General features: G+C 49.4%; 12 protein-coding genes. 2 read left to right on the forward strand and 10 right to left on the reverse strand.

The genetic code is table 11. The annotated features are described in order from the left end of the window. Positions 1-19: 19 nt before the first annotated feature. Entirely contained in the window at positions 20-6847 is a 6828-nt protein-coding gene (locus ACIS_RS05130) for a hypothetical protein (RefSeq protein WP_148207714.1), read from the reverse strand. Positions 6848-6980: 133 nt separating this feature from the next. On the opposite strand from ACIS_RS05130, the gene ACIS_RS05135 reads away from it, so the two are divergent. Continuing rightward, a complete protein-coding gene (locus ACIS_RS05135) occupies positions 6981-7544 on the forward strand; it encodes a hypothetical protein (RefSeq protein WP_148207715.1) in 564 nt (187 codons plus the stop codon). A gap of 541 nt (positions 7545-8085) precedes the next feature. Here ACIS_RS05135 and ACIS_RS05650 read toward each other — a convergent pair. The 7 genes from ACIS_RS05650 to msp1a (ACIS_RS05145) all read right to left on the reverse strand — a co-directional run bounded on the left by ACIS_RS05650 (position 8086) and on the right by msp1a (ACIS_RS05145) (position 17392). After that, entirely contained in the window at positions 8086-8208 is a 123-nt protein-coding gene (locus tag ACIS_RS05650; protein WP_274376774.1) for a hypothetical protein, read from the reverse strand. An 883-nt stretch (positions 8209-9091) separates the two neighbouring features. Beyond that, positions 9092-9754 carry a hypothetical protein gene (locus ACIS_RS03200; RefSeq protein ID WP_012880773.1) on the reverse strand — a complete coding sequence of 221 codons (663 nt, stop codon included), beginning with the start codon at positions 9752-9754 and terminating at the stop codon, positions 9092-9094. Between the two features lie 23 nt (positions 9755-9777). Continuing rightward, positions 9778-10533, reverse strand: a complete 756-nt coding sequence (gene msp1a / locus ACIS_RS03205; protein ID WP_041651205.1) for a major surface protein MSP1 subunit alpha — start codon at positions 10531-10533, stop codon at positions 9778-9780. A gap of 280 nt (positions 10534-10813) precedes the next feature. Then, positions 10814-12982, reverse strand: a complete 2169-nt coding sequence (gene msp1a, locus ACIS_RS05590) for a major surface protein MSP1 subunit alpha (RefSeq protein ID WP_012880775.1) — start codon at positions 12980-12982, stop codon at positions 10814-10816. A gap of 504 nt (positions 12983-13486) precedes the next feature. Beyond that, the gene (locus tag ACIS_RS03225) at positions 13487-14260 is read right to left on the reverse strand and encodes a hypothetical protein (RefSeq protein ID WP_012880776.1); all 774 of its coding nucleotides are present in this window, start codon (positions 14258-14260) and stop codon (positions 13487-13489) included. Positions 14261-14283: 23 nt separating this feature from the next. Further along, positions 14284-15039, reverse strand: a complete 756-nt coding sequence (msp1a, locus tag ACIS_RS03230) for a major surface protein MSP1 subunit alpha (protein WP_041651205.1) — start codon at positions 15037-15039, stop codon at positions 14284-14286. Between the two features lie 280 nt (positions 15040-15319). After that, complete coding sequence (gene msp1a, locus ACIS_RS05145) at positions 15320-17392, reverse strand: major surface protein MSP1 subunit alpha (RefSeq protein ID WP_238523246.1); 2073 nt, start codon at positions 17390-17392, stop codon at positions 15320-15322. A gap of 971 nt (positions 17393-18363) precedes the next feature. On the opposite strand from msp1a (ACIS_RS05145), the gene ACIS_RS03240 reads away from it, so the two are divergent. Next, positions 18364-18711 carry a hypothetical protein gene (locus ACIS_RS03240; RefSeq protein WP_223822652.1) on the forward strand — a complete coding sequence of 116 codons (348 nt, stop codon included), beginning with the start codon at positions 18364-18366 and terminating at the stop codon, positions 18709-18711. A gap of 976 nt (positions 18712-19687) precedes the next feature. Here ACIS_RS03240 and lepA read toward each other — a convergent pair. Both lepA and ACIS_RS03255 read right to left on the reverse strand, forming a co-directional pair. Further along, positions 19688-21484: a translation elongation factor 4 gene (lepA, locus tag ACIS_RS03250; RefSeq protein WP_037330989.1), complete on the reverse strand. Its 1797-nt coding sequence runs from the start codon at positions 21482-21484 to the stop codon at positions 19688-19690. 137 nt (positions 21485-21621) lie between these two features. Beyond that, on the reverse strand, positions 21622-22398 hold the full coding sequence (locus tag ACIS_RS03255) for a methyltransferase domain-containing protein (protein WP_012880779.1): 777 nt from the start codon (positions 22396-22398) through the stop codon (positions 21622-21624). Between the last annotated feature and the right edge of the window lie 5 nt (positions 22399-22403).

The raw sequence follows: 22403 nt of genomic DNA on the forward strand, positions 1-22403 counted from the left end.
CGTTATTGAGGACAACCAGTTATCGCGAAGGTTGGGCTCCGCACGGCATTTGTTCCTCTTCAATCCTTTCGCGATGATTGTGTGCACGCGACGCTACATCTGGAGCGCTCTGCGTAGGCGAACAAACCAGCACTTCGCATGGAGCTGTGGGCTCAGGAGTGAATAAAACGTCAGTGTGGCTACTCATGATGCTAGGCAGAAATTCACGCACAATTTCCCTCTCTGCCGCAAGAAATTTGCTAACAACCCGCCTGCTATGAGTACTCAAATCACATGCAAATTGCACCGCATCATTCACAGACTGGCCATGTCTGAAGTACCCATCAAAAGCGTGAATCAAATTCTCTTCGCTGCCAAATACAAGACCGGGTGGGTTAACGAGATTTTTATGGACCATACGCGCAACGGAGTCCGCAACAAGTTCCGCGAGTGCATCATCATTAAGCCCTGCTATAGCTTCGCCGATACGCTCTTCGCACTCAGTAACGTTTGGAACACTATCTGGGTCACCACCCAGAAATCCTTGTATTACTTCGCTATAGTGGCTTTGCCTGTTTGAGCCATCACCGCGTTGTACAGCTCGTGCCTGTGCGCACGCAACGATCGCATTGCGCATATATGCCGCATTTGCATACCCAAGATACTGATTGAGAGAAAGACCAGAAGACACCTCCTCTGCGGTGTCTTGTGCGCCACTCACCCATTTTTCAACGTTTTCCACAATAGCGGATTGCCGCCCACCTTGGTCTACAACACCACCCTCATGGCTAATGCCCATAACCCTTTGCAACAAGCCAACCATGCCTTCAGTTAACCCAGGAACGCGGCGGCATATGTCTGGTACAATGCTGTCTAATGTGGCACGCAGCGCCTCCCTAGTCGAACCACCTGAACTTCTGGATCTTTCTACATGCACTGCAAGGGCAGTCAGACATGACTCCATCGCAACCATTGTCAGGACCATACCAAATTTGTCATCAGTAAGGAATTTCTTGGTAATCGCCTTGACGCGTTCCTCCATCGCCGCATTTGTGCAATCAACACTATAATTTGGGGATGAAAGCGCATGGAGTGCCTTCAATACTTCCAAAGAAGTGCCGGTAATGCCCGCATCTACTATGTTGTGAGATATTGACGTCATAACGCTGTGTAAGCGCTCTTTATAATGCGAACTGGGCATTGCGTCATGCACGTTGCGGAAGCTCCGCATGTACTCCTTAACATCATTGACAAATTTGGAGCCCATGAAACTGCCAATAAACTCCGGCCATTCCCGGTTTGGAGCAATCATCGCATCACCACGTTCTCCCACATGTTGAATGAAGTCCTCACAGAGCTGTCGCTGAAGTTCTACGTATGTGTCAAAGGCTCTGTGCCCCCGTAAATCAGCACCTTGTGTGTGGGCCACATAGCTATTGAGCATCAGCGACATTAAACTATCACGATTTATCTCTCGTACGGCTGGAAACGCAAGGCCGGCTACATCAAATTCCTGCTGTTGAAAGTTCAGCTTGCCGTTTCTGAGTACAGAATTTCCGGCTGTATTCGGAACTTTAATAACCATCTTGGTAGCCATGGGTGATGGACGCACTTCAGACAGCAAATCATCAATCCCCCTGCCGGGAAGTGCAACGTGTACATCTGGAGCAACTTTGAAGCTCTTACCGTTCGTCACGCAAAAAGTGTGCGCATTGCAGCCATTTTCTGGCGGTTCAACACGTTGTTGATAGAATGTGACATCGGCACTACCAGCACTCTGCCTAACAGCAGCCAACATCCTTGCCTTTATTGGGTATGTGTTTGGTAGTGTGTTGGCATCAAATTCCTCCAAGATCAGCACGACGCGGGGGTCTGTAGTGCCGTCACGCCCTAGCAAAGCCTCCTCCCTGACATGCTCCACATGTTCACCTACTACTGACACATCACTCGCCTCTGAGAGAGATGAGCGTCGTGAACGGCCACCAACTCTAGAAGCTGCAGTGTGTTGTAATTCGGTAGAAGGACCACTAGCCGCATCGACTGCGTCAAAACCTTCCTCTCCAAGCTCCTCCTGAGCGGGAACAACTCCTGCTGATTCTGCAGACAGGATCTGGCTCGTCAGGGATTCAACGCTGCCCGCAACAGGTGAGCCCACTGAAGGCATTCTACCCTCATCCTCAGTGATATCAGGTGTTGCAGCCCTACCGTCGCTTACTGGAGATGCACTGCGCGGGCTTTGACTCGCAGCCACGGCCGACAGCAGTGAGTTGAGGGAGCCACTCTGAGTAGTAGCTGACAGCGAATAATCAGTAGAAGAGTCGCTGGTCAATCCTGTAGAACGCACACCCTGTACTGAAAGACCTTCCCGAGCGGGAGCAGCTCCTGCCGGTTCCACGGGTGGCTCAAGGTTGGTTGAGAAAAATCGCTCTTCAGGCGTTACTGCCCTATCGTCACCCACAGGAGACGCACTGCGCGGGCTCCCAAAAACCGTCGGTGAGCTTGATGAGGTCTGGCTCACCAGGGATTCAACTCCTGCCGGTTCCATGGACCGCCCAAAGTCGACTGAGAAGAATTGTTCTTCGCTTTCATCGCTCTCAACTTCTGTCGCGAAAGAGTTGTTGGTTTCTACCGGAGACGCACTGCGCGAATCGTCACGTGCTGCCGTGGTCACTGACAGATATGGCAATGAGCCCGACACACTGTCTGTAAGACTTTCCTGAGCGGGAACGACTCCTACTGGTTCCGCAGATGGAGTCTGGCTCGCTAGGAATTCACTACTGCCCGTGGGTTGCCCAAAGTTGGTTGAGAAAAATCGCTCTTCAGGCGTTACTGCCCTATCGTCACCCACAGGAGACGCACTGCGCGGGCTCCCAAAAACCGTCGGTGAGCTTGATGAGGTCTGGCTCACCAGGGATTCAACACTACCCGTAATAGAGTCATCATCAGTGTGTGAACCTCGCATGTAATGTGCGCGCACTCTCGACCCAGCTTTAAGCCTCGCCCCCACTCCGGAAGCATTGTGTAACTCTCGGGTGACGCGTGCTGTCTCGCGCTCAGCAAGTTCATGCATTGCCCCGGAAGATGTGCCCGCAACGTCAGTGAGAGGCCGTGTACTCGTCAGTTGTGCATTATCATCACGTCGTGACTCATTGTGATCCAACAATTGAGATCTAGCCACACCACGAAATGCAGGATACAGGCTGTCCGACACACCTAAAATGTCAGTACCAGCTTTAAAACACTCTGAAAGCTTGTTCCCTACTAGCCGAGAGAAACACAAGTTCTCGGGCAACTCTGACGCCCTGTATGCAAGTAGTGCACTGGCCCGTTCTGTGGCACCAGAAGCAATTCCAAAAAATGCTTCCCTGGAATAACGCTGCGGTTCATCACCAAGCATAGACCTAACTCCAGCTGCAAATGCGTTATAGACCAATTCCCGTAAGGCTGGATGCTCTGGCGTAGGTATGCACCGTCTGAGCTTTGTTATACATTCAGTAGCATTGGAAATCTTCTCGCTACCACGTTCATATTCGGCGCACATTTCGCTGAAGTAGCCCTCCATGGAGTCACCCTGCATTGCTGCGCGCGCTATTATCGTGGGCAGTGCATACTCCATGCCCTTGCTACGCATTTGAAGAGCCTCATACCGTTGCGCAATTTGCCGTCCCCTACCAGCCTCCGCTCTTCCTAAGTCTGCCCTACCAAAACCGGGAATGACATGCATATGCGCAAGCAACCCTTGGTCAGCTATCTCGGTCTCTATGCCCTCTAGGTTACAAAATCCGGCCAACACAACCGCGGCACTCTCGACAAGTCCGGGAATTACCCTACAAATCGTCGGAATTACGTAATCTCGCTCGTCACGAATGATACGCAGCACTTCATCTGAAAGTGTTTTCGGGTCTCGCAAGCCAGGTCTTTTCTGCGCCGCCGCACCAATTGCTGCAATCACACCCCGTATGGAAAGGGCAACAAGCGTGTCTCTAAAACTCGCATCACCAAGAAAATTGCAGAGTAATTCTGTATGTCCCCTACCCGTTTCCGCGTCCTCTGCCTGATTAAATTTCAATAGCAACTTACCTCCAGAAAGGGCGTACAGCCCACACATAGTCTCAAACGGGACACCAAAGTTGTCATCGCGGAAAATTTCTCCGCTGTTTTCTTGGGCAACAGTCAGTGCCAGAGCCAGAAAGTCGTGTGATGCCGTTGGAAGCCACCCTTCATTCAACACAGCCTCAAACTCCGCCCGGCGATCTAGGAGGATACCGGCAAACCCCGCACCTATGGAGTCACAGAGCATGAAACGCTGTAATACCTCTTTCATTGGGGATGGTTCTACCTGCGCCTCTGTCGCTTCCCTTTCCGCATTAGAGAGATCACAAACAAGAGCACGCTGTAGTTCAAGATAGTGGCGTAGGCACTCTTTTCTCACCCACACAGGCTCAACACTTGGGCTACTTTGCTCAAATATCAGCTTCTTGAGAACCACCTCAGGCTCATCATTGTGGGCAATGGTGTAGAAAAGGTCCCGCGGAAAGTTATGTTCGTTATCAATGGTCAGAGTAAAATTTGGGCGCGACGCAATGCGTATGTTATCATCCCCAATATCGGTGCGCACCAGAACCCACGAAGCCCCATCAGGAATGGCTATGGAGCTAGCTGCCTGCCCTGCACGCAAAGTGTTAGCGGCCACAAGTTTGAACAAATTACCATTGTGCCCAACCACATAGAATGAGTCACCTACGCCAAAAATTTGTGGCGCATCGCTTTCATTTGCCCTATCTCGCATTGCGGCAATACGTTCAGCAATGGCAACATCCTCCCATATCACTGCATCATTGACCGGACGGAGGAAAAATATGACGCGATCTGATGATATATCATCTACCACATTTCTCGCGGTGCCTCTGTCATTCGCTTCCGCGACAGTGATGGCACTGTCACTAAAAGATCTGGGGCGTATCTGCCTTGGCAAGGGCCTTTGCCCTAGTGAGACATTTGCCATTTCAGGTTGTGCCCTGCTGTCAGAATCAGGTGCACTTAGGTTTTCTTCTCCACTATGACTAAGAGTACTGCGCTCCGCTTCCGCACCATCAAACGGTGTGCTGCTGGCAGGCGTTTGAGAGCCCGCCACTAAAAACTGAGGAGATAACAAATCGCCAAATGCTGGCCGCAATCCCCCCGACATGGCAAGAACGTCAATTTCTCGTGGACGGAATATAGCGTCCCTGATTTCAGTGCTAAATGCAGATGAAATGGGCAGTTCCCCGCGTAGGGTATAACTATCCTCCAGCCATCTAGCAATATACTTATCTGCACCGACATCATTCCGCCCTAACACGTTGAGGTAGTTCCGTGTCACGTCGCCAAATTCTTGCTTAAGCCAGCTAGCCGCGGCATGAGCAACAACTTCCTCCACGGCATCGCGTGTTAGCGTAGATATGCTATTTTTGATAATGGCAACGCGCCCAGCAACATTTGCAACCTCATGAGAATTGCGGTACTGTTCAGTAACTGCTTCAAGAAAATTCTCCTTCCCTCCAATAGTTGCGCTCCCCTGCTCCATTGCAGATCTCTGCGCAGCCTCAGCTACAATTAAAGGTCGCAGTTCCGCGCTGTCTGCGGTGTCGGAACAAAGTTTCTCATGACAGGCAGAAATTTCAGCACCTTCCGTAGCAACACGGTCTCCTGTAGGTACTCCATCAAAACCAGGAATAATGTGTAATTGGCTGACTACTTCGGCACTGATGCTGTGAAGATAGTTTACATCCCGCATCACACAACAGCCCAGCACTGCCGTAGCAACACTTTCAATGAGTCCGGGAATTGCTCGACAGATCCACGGCATTCCTCGCCTGCTGGAAAGTCTAGCTAGAACCTGCTCCAGTGGGGGCACATTCTTGCGACCACCCTCACTCTGATCTTGTGATTGTTCTGCGCGAATAACCTCCGCCACCTTATGTACGACAAGTGCTATAAGCGCACCCCTGAGGTTTGCGTCGGCTAAAAATTGGGCAGTGAGCTCTTCTGTGTACCCGCTTACGCTCCTGGGTACAACTTCACTTTCTTCTCTCAGGAGAGATGTGGCACCAGAGAGAGAATAAAGCGTGCATACGAGTTCTTTTGAGGTTCCATCGGACCTTAGAATCTCGGTCTGATCGAGAGAATCCAGTGCAGCCAACGCATCGTATAAGAACACCACATGTTCCGGAGTCATATGCTCATCTTGCTCTGTGATGGCCTGACACTCCGCTCTATAATCGAGAAGGTCGCGCGCGAATCCAGCCCCTGCAGGGCTACTCATAAAAGTACGCACGGCTTCTGGTAACAAACCACCTTTTTGCACCTTGGCTGATGCTCTTGCAAGGTTGTAATGTAGTGCAACATATCGATGTAGAATCTGCCTTCTGCTTTCCAAGGACTCAGGCACCTGGAAATTTCGGTCAAACATCATTTTCTTAATGACACCTTCCAGTGTTCCACAGTGAGCCGCAGAGTAGTGTATGCCGTGCGGAAAGCTGGCCATCTCACGGTTGGCATCTCTGCTGTATATCGGCGCAATAATCTGCTGTCCTTCCGGTAAACGTGGCCGCAACAGCATCCATGTATCCCCACGCGTTATAGCATCACTTGGATATTCGGCAGGTACGATTCCTGCGCTCTCACACCTAAAAATTTCGCCATTACGGGCAAGTATGTGAAACCTATCATTGCAATAAAAAAGCTGTGGGGAGTTAACCCGTCCGCTATCACGCATTTCCTTAATATGTTCGAGGTCCCTATGCATTTGCAACGAAGACCATTCAACCGGGGAAAGACGTATGAGAACACAGTCAGGAATAGTCGAGGCATTCCCTGTGGGTACCATACCCTCCGCACCCGTGGGCTGATGTGATCTCTCCGGTGAAGCATCGCTACTTGCGGGTGTTGCAGCCCTGCGCGAAGCAGCATCTTCCGTACCTGTAGGCGTTGCAGCTCTGGTGGGTGTTGCTCCCCCTGAGATGTCGCGTGGTTGCGTAACTTCCTGTGTGGACGGCCGACGTGATCTCTCTGGTGAAGCATCTCTGCTTGTGGATGTCGCGGCTCTGGTGGGCGTTGCAGCTCTGCCCTCAGTGGGTGTTGCAGCTCTACCTGAGGCGGGTGTTGTACCCTCCGCACCTGTAGGTGTCGCGGCCCTGCGTAAAGCAGCATCTTCCGTACTTGTAGGTGTTGCAGCTCTGCGCGAAGCAGTAGGTGCCGTACTCTCCGCACCTGTAGGTGTAGCAGCTCTGGTGGGTGTTGCTCCCCCTGAGATGTTGCGCGGTTGCGTAACTTCCTGTGTGGACGGCCGATGTGATCTCTCCGGTGAAGCATCTCTGCTTGTGGGTGTTGCAGCCCTGGCGGGTGTTGCAGCTCTACCTGAGGCGGGTGCCATACCCTCCGCACCCGTAGGTGTCGCGGCTCTGGTGGGTGTCGCAGCTCTACCTGAAGCGGGTGTTATACCCTCCGTACCTGTGGGCGTCGCAGCTCTGGTGGGTGTTGCAGCACTAGCCCTATACGAGGCAACAGCACATATAATGGAATAAATAGCAAATGCTAAGATAGAGATGGCAGCCACGGGCACGAGAAAGACGCTCGCAACTGTCTCGAAGTACACGATCGACAGTGTCGTACTTACAACCGCAACAACAAATAGCGCTGTTAGAGCAACTGCATGCCAAATCTGTGCTTTTGAGGCTCCAGTTCTTGGGTCAGAATCGGTTTCGGAGCCCAGTAACATGTAATCTGCGCTGTAACCCACATATTCACCAAACGAGTCTAGGGAAGCTTGATCTGGCATATATTTCACCGACTATAAAAAACAACCATATTTAAAAGCACGTATTCATCACTGGCCCACAGAATTAGAGGAGAAATACAGTCTGTTACACTACAAAGCTCGCGTGAAATACGCTACAAACCCGCCCTGTTATGTGAGAAAACTCCTAAACTTTGCGCACCGACAATGCGAATGCTATTTAATATAAAAATATTTTTACTATTTATCATGAAATATCCAAAATTGCAAGTATATGCCATCGTTGACGGCTTCAAAATCAGAAGAAAATTGGGCTTTCTAAGGAAATATCATGCATATTTGTCGTATATATCACTTTTTACAGTAAATTTGTATGACATATGAGGTTTTATGAGAAACGACGCACCCACGTGATTTAAGAAAGAGCCAACAAATATAGACCTCCCTACCATGCGTTGCAAATTAGCAACTTCTGTTGCACCACTACCCAGTAATCAAGCATCCGACGCGTATCAAAAAGCCTACCCACGCATGCCTTTGGTACATGTGTGCAGAGCAGGAAAAAAGAACATCGCTAAAAACAGAATCACACAACATTCAGGCATTGCCGACGCCCATTGTGTCCTAGCAACTTCGGTTTTCCGCATAATTTTAGTAATGCTATATATAATATATGACATGTATCATACTGAAAAATACGTCATTTAAAAATACTTAGATACCTCGCTAATTATCAAGCATGCAGACCCCGCCTGCAAAACTCATTTCCGTGCCAACAACAAGGAAGCCCTGCCTAAAAACTGAAAAATCACCAATATGCGCCACACGATCTTTGCATCTATAAGTTACGGAGTTACGTATAAGCTATGGGCTAAATGCATTAAATATAGAGGCGTATGAGCAGGTACGGCGCCCGCAATTCCAGTCCACCGTAGAATCCAACTTGACAGATAAGACCAAGGTATCTGGGGCTCCTTCCCCACCAGCACTTGACTGTTGGTTACTAGGCGCAGTCGACACCTTAGCGCCACAGTGCATACAGCATCACGAATCCTTGGTGAGTAGATTGGTTGAATGACTACGGCTGTATTTATATAGATAATGAAAGCATTAATGCGTATACTCGATGTGAAATGTGAGGCTTACCGCACTAAAAACCGCCAGCATGGTTGCCACCACAAGAAAGGATGTCGCAAGAGAAACCTAAGTATCAACCCAAACCCTCTCGGACTACCTGCTATGCATTTATCGGGATTTTTGCGCACGTGCAACAACCGCTGTAAATGCCGGCAAGCTCTCATGTACTCAAATTACTATTGCAGTTAGTTGTTTGCCTTATGCGAAAGACACCTGAGCGTGAATTTTTTGACAATCATCCCTAGATGTGGCTACAGCAGCCCCTTCTGCATCGATTCTGGATTCTGACACTACAGTGGTAGGGGAAGGCTCACAACCAGGCGAAGAGGGTGTTTTCTGATTATCCTTCACCAACGTGTAAGCCGCGTCCACTCGCCCATTTTTACGCGCCACAGTATCATCGTCAGACAAGAGAAGCATAACGGCAGGCAAGCTGGCCAGGATGAACACCATGGTCACGACTACAAAGCATGCGGCATTAATATCGGAGGTGGCATAGAGTATTGCACCAATTGACACCGCAGCGATGAGTGCACACAACACAACAACTCTATACGTTGCACGCGCGGCACAGGGGCTGGCTTTATCGGGGGGTGCACCACGTTGATCATAAGCTTCATGTGGCATGACACGGCCTAGATCTTTCAGAGCCGCAGTTGGCAAGTAAATAAGTGCAAAAGCGAGAAATGCAACAAGCGCGCATCCCATAATATTCACAGCAAGCTTTGCAGAGGAGCCGGCATGTGCAACAACCAAGCCGTAAACCAATAAAAAGAAGATCAAACAGGCTGCCAATGGGGCTAGACTCTCGATATCTAGTTTCGAGCTACAACCCCCGACTGCCGTTTTAGAAGGCAACATTATCTCCTCTCTACGCGAGATCCTTACACAACTCCATGCTGCGGTGAAGATGCAACGCAACTCTTCAAAGTAGCATTGGGATCAACAACAGAAGGATCCAGCCCAACCGTCACCACAAAGGTGTTAGGTGGAACTGCAGCTTGGTTAGAATCTGTACAGTGTGCTGCACCTGACTGTTGGTCATTAGGTATGGTGTTAAACGTTATGCGATAGATATCAGCATCACACCCTCTCACCAATGCATGACTACGTGGCTCCAGTGCAACCACAGCAACTGTGAACAACACTAGTGCAGATAATAACAGCGCTCCACCGTGCCATGACCCTTGCTTTACATCTACACACACGCATGCAACAATTGCACCAATGAGTGCCAGTGCAGACACACATGTCAGTACGTCCATAACCCTGGAAGTGCAACCAAGCTCTGCTCTATACCTCTCTGCGGAGATGACTCGTACATCACTTCTCGTCACAGCATCTTCCCTATTAGCCGCAATTGCCGCTATGGCTGCACCAAGCAACAATAGCAACACAATCGCAAGACAGCCCCAACCTAGTGTGTTACCACCAAATTTTGGTTGCAGACACGCACCACAGACAACCAACACTGTGGTAATAAGGGCAGCCATGACTATAATGAATTGCCCAGAACCAAAAAAAGATTCCATCGACCTGTCGCGTATCTCCTCGCAAGTCTTAACCACTGTTTTCCTGGCAGGATCAAACGCTGGCAATTCCCTCTTCCTAGAATGTCGCGATGGCTTATCCTTGTACATTACTACACACCTCTTATCTCAACTTATATCAACAGATCTGTCATCAATCTCACAACCCTGTAGTAAATAGGTAACGTCACACTGAAATGTGTACCTACACACCACATACGAATCCAGGTATAACAGAGCAACTTGCATGGCTAGAACAGTGCCGATCCACACAAGACGCTCAGCTCCACCTCAATGGCATAACAACAAACCAGCAAAAAGAAGATTAGAAAGGCCATAAATGGTGCTATGCTCCCCTTGCTAGGGGAGCAATTAAGATTAATAGCTCTCATCACTGAGCAATGTACAATCCAGCATTGAGCGTTGTAGCAAGGTGTGATGCCTGCTGCTGCTGCAATGTCGGATTTTCCACCACAGGACCCTTCTCCACCTCGACAGATGAAATCAGAGTATCAGGGGATGCTCCTCCACCAGCAGGCTGCTGGTCATTAGCAACCAACACCTCAGCCACTTTACACCCAACATCTTGCTCTTCCGCCAATGTGCTGCCACGTACTGCTATCACGATTGAAGCAACTGCGAATAACACTAGGGCAGATAACAACAACGCAGAGCCGTGCCATGTCTTATGCTGGACATCTACACACATGCATGCAATGACTGCACCAATAAATGCAAGTACGGCTACGCACGCTAGTATACGTACACCCTTGGAGACACGCTCGTCTTCCAACATCGTTTGGAATTCTCCCTTAGGTGCTGCAGGTCGCTTCTCCTCAGCCTTTACCATCGCATGTATAGCCATGCCAAGCAACGGTAGTAACACAACCAATGCTAGACAGCCCCAAATTAGTGCACCAGATGGGCCAGTAAGCGTTGGCTCCATACATGCACAGATAGCAAATATTGTGGCAAGTAGAGCTGTAACCGCTATAACAAACTGTCCAACCCCAGAAAAGGATGTCATAGACTTGCTGCGTATCTTCCTGCAGGTATCAACCACTGTTGCCTTAGCTGGGTCAATAATGGCATGTACTGCCGGTGCAACGCCGCTAAACAGTCCTTCCTTAGCCTTGGGTGCTTCCTTGGCCACCTTAGCCTGCTGGGGTGCTGCCTTGGCCTGGGGTGTCTCTATCTCAGGTTCTTCTATCCCAAGCTCTTCCATCTCACGTTCTCCTGTCTCAAGTTCTTCCATCTCACGTTCTCCTATCTTAAGTTCTTCCTCTATCTCAAGCTCTTCTTCGATCTCAGTTTCTTCCTCCATTTCAAGTTCTTCCTCCATCTCAAGTTCCTCTATCTCAAGTTCTTCTATATCGGGTTCTTCCTTGGCCTTGGGCGCTTCTATCTCGGGTTCCTTAGCCTTAGGTTCTTCCTCTACCCTAGCTTTCACCTTAGCTTCCTTAGCCCTAGGTGCTTCTATCTCAGGTTCCTTAGCCTTAGGTGCCGCCTTAGCCTTAGCTGGTACACCAAGAAGCATGATACGGAACTTCTCAACTGCTTCCGTACGTACGCCGTCAAACTCTCCACCAGCCATTGACATGGCCACGCCCAATGTCCCCGCATCAAGCGCAAGTAGTTTACCGTACGATAACTTCCACGAACTAACGTGCTTCGAAAGGGTGTCTAAAATACTCCGACTTACAGCAGTGCCGATACTCTTGTACGGAGTGTCACTCAACATAAAGTCAACAAGAGCACAAAGATCTTCCCGACTTATGGTCGCACCGCGATCTAACTGCTGCCCGCTTACCAAACCACCGCGGGAAGAATACAAACCCTCAACTGCCTTGAAAAAGGAGGCAAGGTCCTTATCACCCTTGGTAACTGCATCTGCAAGATGAGACGCAAACCCGTCATTAATCCTCTGATCACTTAACCCTAATGCACCTTCAAGCGTCCTGAAAATAAGCCTGAGAGAACCGAGTGAAATGCCACTCTCATGAAAATAGCTGCGTGTAAGGTTATCATTTACTATGGATTCAACAGTACTCGCATTCAGGGGATTGAGTCCAGCAGACTGCGCCGCTGCCTTCTGTGCAGCGTACACACCCACAGCTACACGTTGTGCCCGTTCCCGTTGCAGCTCTTCAGTCATCCCATCACGCACAGCCATGAAGTCATCGAAAGCGCTGTCTACGCGTCTAACACGCTCCTCATGAGCCTGGCGAGCGGTTTCAGTGCCTCCCAAAGTGCGAGCAAGCTCGAGACTATCATTGAGCTCAGACAGTATGCGTTGTGCAAACTCATCAGGAATATGTATCTTATTATCCAACTTGCGTTCACATGCCCTGAATATCCCGTGCAAGGCGTCCGCGGTAAGGTCACCAGTTACGGCTTTGTATACAATATTCTCAACCTTCCTGTCGTTTAGAGCAGAAACCCCGGCTCTCTGCGCCAGAGTGCTTTGCGCTTTAAATACCATCAAGGCAGTTAATGCTTGTAATGCTTCCCTCTCCGCACCTAGTTTAGATTGGTCATCATCCCCCCCTTGACCTTGCATAACACACACCCACTAAACAAGCCAAATCCCATAAATGGCATGCAGAACTCCTAAGAAGACAAAGTAGATAATCCTGCTATTTTGGAGAAATGGCAACCACACAACCTCGAGCACTACAACGCTCGTCGCAGGATTGTAACACATGTGTGCCTATATGTGCAACATATATTACTAAATTTTAAATAGTATAATAAATGTGGCTATTATCGCCTAAAATGCAATTCCGGTTGCACATTCCCTACAAAAATTTATGTAACTCACCACCATATATTATGGGGGAGGTGTGGCACATTAGCAACACATGCAAGCCACACACTGCCAGTGCAGAGCAGTGCTATTGTGTAGCAATAGCCAAGCCACTGGCTTCACCTGGTTTACAACCCCCGCGTGCAGACACGCCGGAATGCCGCAAACGTGGTGTTATGGAAAAAGCCGAGCAAAAGATATATGTCCAAATTTAGGATACGGCGGCAGATAATTCTTGATTGAGCATGGAGCACCCGACTAAAGCCGCAGGCTCGAGTCTTGTAAATACCCTTCGAGGGGGTACAACATTCGCAGAGTAAGGGCCTCACTTGATTCACTCCTCCTCTCCATCGTGTACACAGTTGGTGCAATCAACTCCGCATCGATATTGGATGGCACCTCGCGGTCTGCATGATTATACGTTTGCGACGCCCCTGTAGAACCATCCTTGATAGGCGTAGAATCCGCAATAATGGGCATGGTCCACATTTCACGCGGCGGATACGCTGATACTTCCTCAAAAAAAAGCCCAAATAGCAGCAGTAATAGCACAACCACAGGCAAGCAGCACGCAGTGGCATCGGCTATCCCCACCCACTTCTCCCAATTTGGCAGGCTAGCTATCAAGCAAAGACTCCAAATTGTGAATAATACAACCAGCGCCGCTCTCAACGTTAGAATATTATCAGGGGGTTTGTCTGATAACACTGCATCTGCAAACTTTCTGGCGGTATTCTGTCTGCGCCGCACCCATGTAATACACATGATACAGATAAACACCAGACCTAGTGTCGGATACACAACAAGCCACGCGGAGGGTGTGGCAACCCCACCACCATGTTTAGCATTACAAAAAATGATGGCGGCACATGCAAGCTCCATTAGTAAGCAGCCAGCCATAATCCCCAATACAACCGGCACTGCAGTTCCCCTGCCATCCACGGCCACCTTAGGGCGACGAAACCTAAAACCCTTTGCCGCAATCCTCGTCGCGGCAGTACAACCCCCGACTGCCGTTTTAGAAGGCAACATTATCTCCTCTCTACGCGAGATCCTTACACAACTCCATGCTGCGGTGAAGATGCAACGCAACTCTTCAAAGTAGCATTGGGATCAACAACAGAAGGATCCAGCCCAACCGTCACCACAAAGGTGTTAGGTGGAACTGCAGCTTGGTTAGAATCTGTACAGTGTGCTGCACCTGACTGTTGGTCATTAGGTATGGTGTTAAACGTTATGCGATAGATATCAGCATCACACCCTCTCACCAATGCATGACTACGTGGCTCCAGTGCAACCACAGCAACTGTGAACAACACTAGTGCAGATAATAACAGCGCTCCACCGTGCCATGACCCTTGCTTTACATCTACACACACGCATGCAACAATTGCACCAATGAGTGCCAGTGCAGACACACATGTCAGTACGTCCATAACCCTGGAAGTGCAACCAAGCTCTGCTCTATACCTCTCTGCGGAGATGACTCGTACATCACTTCTCGTCACAGCATCTTCCCTATTAGCCGCAATTGCCGCTATGGCTGCACCAAGCAACAATAGCAACACAATCGCAAGACAGCCCCAACCTAGTGTGTTACCACCAAATTTTGGTTGCAGACACGCACCACAGACAACCAACACTGTGGTAATAAGGGCAGCCATGACTATAATGAATTGCCCAGAACCAAAAAAAGATTCCATCGACCTGTCGCGTATCTCCTCGCAAGTCTTAACCACTGTTTTCCTGGCAGGATCAAACGCTGGCAATTCCCTCTTCCTAGAATGTCGCGATGGCTTATCCTTGTACATTACTACACACCTCTTATCTCAACTTATATCAACAGATCTGTCATCAATCTCACAACCCTGTAGTAAATAGGTAACGTCACACTGAAATGTGTACCTACACACCACATACGAATCCAGGTATAACAGAGCAACTTGCATGGCTAGAACAGTGCCGATCCACACAAGACGCTCAGCTCCACCTCAATGGCATAACAACAAACCAGCAAAAAGAAGATTAGAAAGGCCATAAATGGTGCTATGCTCCCCTTGCTAGGGGAGCAATTAAGATTAATAGCTCTCATCACTGAGCAATGTACAATCCAGCATTGAGCGTTGTAGCAAGGTGTGATGCCTGCTGCTGCTGCAATGTCGGATTTTCCACCACAGGACCCTTCTCCACCTCGACAGATGAAATCAGAGTATCAGGGGATGCTCCTCCACCAGCAGGCTGCTGGTCATTAGCAACCAACACCTCAGCCACTTTACACCCAACATCTTGCTCTTCCGCCAATGTGCTGCCACGTACTGCTATCACGATTGAAGCAACTGCGAATAACACTAGGGCAGATAACAACAACGCAGAGCCGTGCCATGTCTTATGCTGGACATCTACACACATGCATGCAATGACTGCACCAATAAATGCAAGTACGGCTACGCACGCTAGTATACGTACACCCTTGGAGACACGCTCGTCTTCCAACATCGTTTGGAATTCTCCCTTAGGTGCTGCAGGTCGCTTCTCCTCAGCCTTTACCATCGCATGTATAGCCATGCCAAGCAACGGTAGTAACACAACCAATGCTAGACAGCCCCAAATTAGTGCACCAGATGGGCCAGTAAGCGTTGGCTCCATACATGCACAGATAGCAAATATTGTGGCAAGTAGAGCTGTAACCGCTATAACAAACTGTCCAACCCCAGAAAAGGATGTCATAGACTTGCTGCGTATCTTCCTGCAGGTATCAACCACTGTTGCCTTAGCTGGGTCAATAATGGCATGTACTGCCGGTGCAACGCCGCTAAACAGTCCTTCCTTAGCCTTGGGTGCTTCCTTGGCCTGGGGTGTTTCCTTGGCCTGAGCTGGTACACCAAGAAGCATGATACGGAACTTCTCAACTGCACCGCTAACTGCTTCCGTACGTACGCCGTCAAACTCTCCATCAGCCATTGACATGGCCACGCTCAAGGTACGCGCATTAAGTGAAAGTAGTTTACCGTACGATAACTCCCACGAATTAACGTACCCTGAAATTGTGTCCAAAATACCACTACCCTTTGCCGCGCCATCCTGGTACGGAGTGTCACTCAACATAAAGTCAACAAGAGCACAAAGATCTTCCCGACTTATGGTCGCACCGCGATCTAACTGCTGCCCGCTTACCAAACCACCGTGGGAAGAATACAAACCCTCAACTGTTTTGAGAAAGGCAGTAAGTTCTGCATCATCACTCCCGCCTTGCACAACCTTAACCGCAAGTTGGGCACCACTGGTAACCGCATCTGCAAGATGAGACGCAAACCCGTCATTAATCCTCTGATCACTTAACCCTAATGCACCTTCAAGCTTCCTGAAAATAAGCCTGAGAGAACCGAGTGAAATGCCACTCCCATGAAAATAGCTGCGTGTAAGGTTATCATTTACTATGGATTCAACAGTACTCGCATTCAGGGGATTGAGTCCAGCAGACTGCGCCGCTGCCTTCTGTGCAGCGTACACACCCACAGCTATAACATCTCGAGCAGCACTTATATATTCTTCACTTCCAATCATGACAGACGCTGCAATCGGTGCACCTTCCCGTTGCTGGTCCACCACTTTCTCAGCTGCCTCTACACGTTGTGCCCGTTCCTGCCGCAACTCTTCAGTCACTCCACCATGTACAGCCATGAAGTCATCGAAAGCGCTGTCTGCGCGTCTAACACGCGCCTCATTAACCTGGCGAGCGGTTTCAGTGCCTACCAAAGTGCGAGCAAGCTCGAGACTAGCATTGAGCTCAGACAGCGCACGCCGTGCAAACTCATCAGGAATATGTATCTTATTATCCAACTTGCGTTCACATGCCCTGAATATCCCGTGCAAGACGTCCGCGGTAAGGTCACCAGCTACGGCTCCGCGCACAATACTTTCAACCTCCCTGTCAGTTAGGGCAGAAACCCCGGCTTTCTGCGCCAGAGTGCTTTGCGCTTTAAATACCATCAAGGCAGTTAATGCTTGTAATGCTTCCCTCTCCGCGGCTTTTATATTAGATTGGTTATCATCCCCCCCTTGAGCACTAGGTTGACTACTAGACTGGATACCAGAGTCCACTACTGGAGCGGAAAACGATGGTCCACCTAATGCGGCCCAGGATGAATCTACGTCACCACTCACACTAGCTTGTGTAGATGTTTCTACACTTGCACCTTGTTGAGCACTAGGTTGACTACTAGACTGGATACCAGAGTCCACTACTGGAGCGGAAAACGATGGTCCACCTAATGCGGTCCAGGATGAATCTACGTCACCACTCACACTAGCTTGTGTAGATGTTTCTACACTTGCACCTTGTTGAGCACTAGGTTGACTACTAGACTGGATACCAGAGTCCACTACTGGAGCGGAAAACGATGGTCCACCTAATGCGGTCCAGGATGAATCTACGTCACCACTCACACTAGCTTGTGTAGATGTTTCTACACTTGCACCTTGTTGAGCACTAGGTTGACTACTAGACTGGATACCAGAGTCCACTACTGGAGCGGAAAACGATGGTCCACCTAATGCGGTCCAGGATGAATCTACGTCACCACTCACACTAGCTTGTGTAGATGTTTCTACACTTGCACCTTGTTGAGCACTAGGTTGACCAGATTGCTCACTAACCTGTGCACTTCTTACCGATATCCCAGACCGGCCATCTGATGATGCTGACTCTTGACCTTGCATAACACACACCCACTAAACAAGCCAAATCCCATAAATGGCATGCAGAACTCCTAAGAAGACAAAGTAGATAATCCTGCTATTTTGGAGAAATGGCAACCACACAACCTCGAGCACTACAACGCTCGTCGCAGGATTGTAACACATGTGTGCCTATATGTGCAACATATATTACTAAATTTTAAATAGTATAATAAATGTGGCTATTATCGCCTAAAATGCAATTCCGGTTGCACATTCCCTACAAAAATTTATGTAACTCACCACCATATATTATGGGGGGTACCCTACATCCGGTGACGACGGTAGGTTAACCAATATGTAATCCAACGAAGGTAGACTACTCGGAGGTTATCGCACCTGCTACAGCGTGGAAGTTTATCCCGCATGACACTCGGGTGCACGCTTCAGAGGGAATCATGAATAGTTATGAGAGCAACGATCGGTACGACGATATAGAGTCAATCATCAGGGAATACCTAGGCAATAGGATGCTAACCTCTTGTGTGGCCGCCGCTTTGCTGAACACGCTGCTGCTGCATGCAATATGTTATCTACTATTTGTCAATCGGGCCAATATTTCAAAAGAGCTGGGTGTGGTTTTGTTGAGGCCATTTGCGGCCCTGGTGATGATTGCAGCGATGCACGTTGCCAGCATGATACTCGCAAGACCTAGCTTGCTGTTTTTTAGGCACAAGAACAGGCGGGCTCTCAGAATTTACTCAGTAGGCGCAGAGTGGAATAAGTCTTTCGGCAGAAGCGTCTGACGTCGTGTACCTTGTGCGAACTGCATAAAACCACAAGCCAATAGATGCAGCGTGATTCTACGCAAAATCTTGATATGCGTTTCTGCATACCCCAGGGCGGCAAGTGGCACGTAAGCTGCCACAGGCAATATCCCATCTCGGGCGGGCAAGTCGTCGCCCTTGAGAGTTCATGTATCCCATTGCAGCAAATAGGCGGTAGATCGTTTCAACCCAGGAATTGATAGGCCCCGGCGCATCTTATACCAATTTGATGATACTTTTTCGTAATCCTACCGGAACAAATCCGAATCTTCGGCGCAACCACCGCCGAATGCCAAGTGCATGCATCAAAATTCCCACAGATCGGAGAGTTTACCCACATAGCACAAATGACAAAGCCCATATACATCAATGAGGCTCGACCAGACCGCACCCTGTAGGCAGCCGCTCCCGCCACAGCATCAATTTAGTTGTGCTCCCACGGCCACGCAAAGGAAAGGACACATGGCGCAAGAATGCTTTAGCTTATCGCATTGTAATGGCGTAGCCAGGTTTGAGGTGGCATCTGCGCATAACACCTTCAGACTATCATGCAGCCATACATCCTATACTATCCACCCTGGTGTAATAACTGCCGACCGCTAGGTATGCTACACACTGACGACCCGCTGAAAGTTCCTACACCGCAGTGTTAGGAGCAAATCCTTCGTGGCTGTTTGGCAACAAAGGTAGTAAAAACACAATCCAAAAGGAATAGCAAGCTGTGAGATTTGCGGCACACATCTGGACATCACCCCGTGCTATGCGCGCTTCCTGCCGCCTAACTGACGTCCAGCCCAAAAGCAGTGCCTTGGCTGAATGCTGGGCAAGCTGTCTGATGTAAATCGGACTTGAAAGTACGAAAGGGATGAGCCGAATGTCGGCCATAATCGCCACAAGTAAAGCCATAGCCCAGATTGTGCGCGCAGTCACACCAGGCCCGATGCATTCATGCGAGTCAGTCCTTCATTTTTAGGGCCTGTATGAACGCGCTTTGAGGAACGTTGACATTACCAATAGACCGCAACCTCTTTTTTCCCTTCTTCTGCTTTTCCAGAAGTTTCATCTTTCTCGTCACGTCGCGCCCGTACACCTTAGCCGTTACGTCCTTTCTGTAGGGAGATATAGTTTCCCGAGCTACAATTTTCGCCCCTACAGCGGCTTGGATCGCAACTTTGTACTGCTGTCTGGGAATCAAATCCTTGAGCCTCTCGCATATTTCCCGACCTCGAGACTCAACCTTGGATTTGTGTATTATGCACGACAGCGCATCAACGGGCTCGGAGTTAATAAGAATGGTAAGTTTAGATATCTCCGTTGGCACGTAGCCGTCTACGTACCAATCCAAACTCGCATATCCCTTGGAAACGGATTTCAGCGAGTCATAAAAGTCAAATACCACCTCCGCCAGGGGCAGGCGATATTTTAGCAGGGCCATGCTGCCGGTGTAAGACAAATCCACCTTCTCCCCACGCTTACTATTGCAAAGGGCAAGTATTGAACCAAGATATTGATCAGGCACCATAATTGTTGCCGCGATCCAAGGCTCCTCTACCCCAAGTATTTCGTGGGACTCAGGCAGATCATTCGGATTATGAACCTCCTTAGTAACACGGTGCTTGTCGGTAACCCTATACACGACGCTGGGCGCGGTTGCGGTAAGATCGAGATCAAACTCGCGCTCCAGCCTTTCCTGCACCACTTCCAGATGCAGCATGCCCAAAAACCCGCAACGAAAGCCGTACCCGAGCGCAGTAGAGCTTTCCATATCGAACGTGAAGCTTGAATCATTCAACTGCAACTTTCCCAATGCTTCTCGCAGGTGTTCGAAGCTACTTGCATCCACCGGAAATAGGCTACAAAAGACCACTGGACACGTAGCCCTGAACCCGGGAAAAGGGTTGTCACATCGCCGGGAATCCTCGGTCAGGGTATCGCCAACTTTACAGTCTGCTATTTCTTTTATCCCCGCGGTGATGAATCCTATTTCACCCACAGATAGAGAATCTACCATCTGTTTGTTCGGGGTAAACACCCCAACATTATCCACCTGGTATACCGCCCCCGTAGACAGCATAGCCACCTTCATGCCCCTTTTTAGCACCCCATCCTTTACACGCAGCAAAATAACAATGCCAAGGTATGGATCATACCAACTATCGACCAAAATCGCCTTCAGCGGGGCATTTGCATCCCCAACAGGAGCCGGCAACCTGTGGACTATTGCTTCCAAAACATCACTAATACCCATCCCGGTTTTTGCGGAAATCAGCAGCGCGCCGCTTGCATCCAAGCCGATAATTTCTTCAACTTGTGACTTTACCCTCTCAGGATCAGAAGACGCGAGATCGGCCTTATTGAGTACAGTAACGATTTCGTGATCATTCTCTATCGCCTTGTAGACGTTGGCCAACGTCTGAGCTTCAACCCCTTGACTGCTATCGATTACCAGTAGTGACCCCTCACACGCCGCCAGGCTTCTACTAACCTCATATGAAAAGTCAACATGCCCTGGCGTGTCAACAAGGTTAAGATGGTAGACGACGCCATCCTTAGCGGCATACGTCAACCTTACAGTCTGGGCCTTTATAGTTATGCCACGTTCCCGCTCTATGTCCATGGAATCGAGCACCTGGTCCTTCATATCGCGGTCCGACAGCGCATTACAAGCCTCTATTAGCCTGTCAGCCAGGGTAGATTTTCCGTGATCTATATGCGCTATAATAGCAAAATTTCGTATAGTGCTTTCGCCCACCACAAGCCCAAAAATAGCGTCTTTGAGAGTTTAAGTCACTATCTCTCCCCTTTCAACGTAATAATTCTCCTTAGGTTCTCGGGCGTGCTACCGGACCACCGATTTACTGCATGATCCAGAACATGTGGCACCAGCTTCTACTTGTTACCCTTCAGCACAACAATTTCAAATTGTACGGGAGCGCCGGCGGCATCATGCTCGTTTATAGACTGCTTATATAGGCCCCATGCTCGTTCCATAACATTCCTGCTAAGCGGCTCATAATTTCGGCGTATGGTGTTGCCCTCCCCCATATTTTTGAGGCCATGAAATAGGTCATACAGACTATTATAAGCCATTTCAACAGTACTAACTTCTGCAACAAGCCCGGAAAGGCCACAAAGTTGCAGACACTCAAGCATATAGGGGGTAGAGTGAAAGGGTTGGATTCTGGGCGCAACACGCAGCCCCTCAGCGGAGGCCAAGGCTTTTTTAACCCCATACAGAGTCCCACTGCCAAAGGTTGCTGCGACGAAAGCCCCACCACCCCTGAGCATAGCGCGAACTCGTGCAAACACCCTGGCCAAATCATTAACGTTATGCAAGGAAAGATTACTGATGACAAAGTCGAAGCTGCAATCCTTGAAGGGCAGCGCTTCGTCGTCAGCAACAACTAGGAGCCCCCCGCCCACACCAGCAAGCATCTCAAGCGAAACATCACACTGAACTATGCCAGAGCCATCAGGCAAAATGCGCGACAGCTCGCTGGCCACAAGGCCATTCCTGCATCCCAAGATCAGCACGCTGACAGGACAATTCCGCAAGAGGATAGCCACTCTGTCACAAATGAGAGCGGCCACCTCAAAAAAAAGCGGAGCTGAAGCGAAGCACGCACGGGCCCTGCGGTGCCTTACAAGCCTCCTATCGAAGGACACTCAGC

This window comes from Anaplasma centrale str. Israel (assembly GCF_000024505.1).
In the GTDB taxonomy this organism is placed as follows: Bacteria; Pseudomonadota; Alphaproteobacteria; order Rickettsiales; family Anaplasmataceae; genus Anaplasma; species Anaplasma centrale.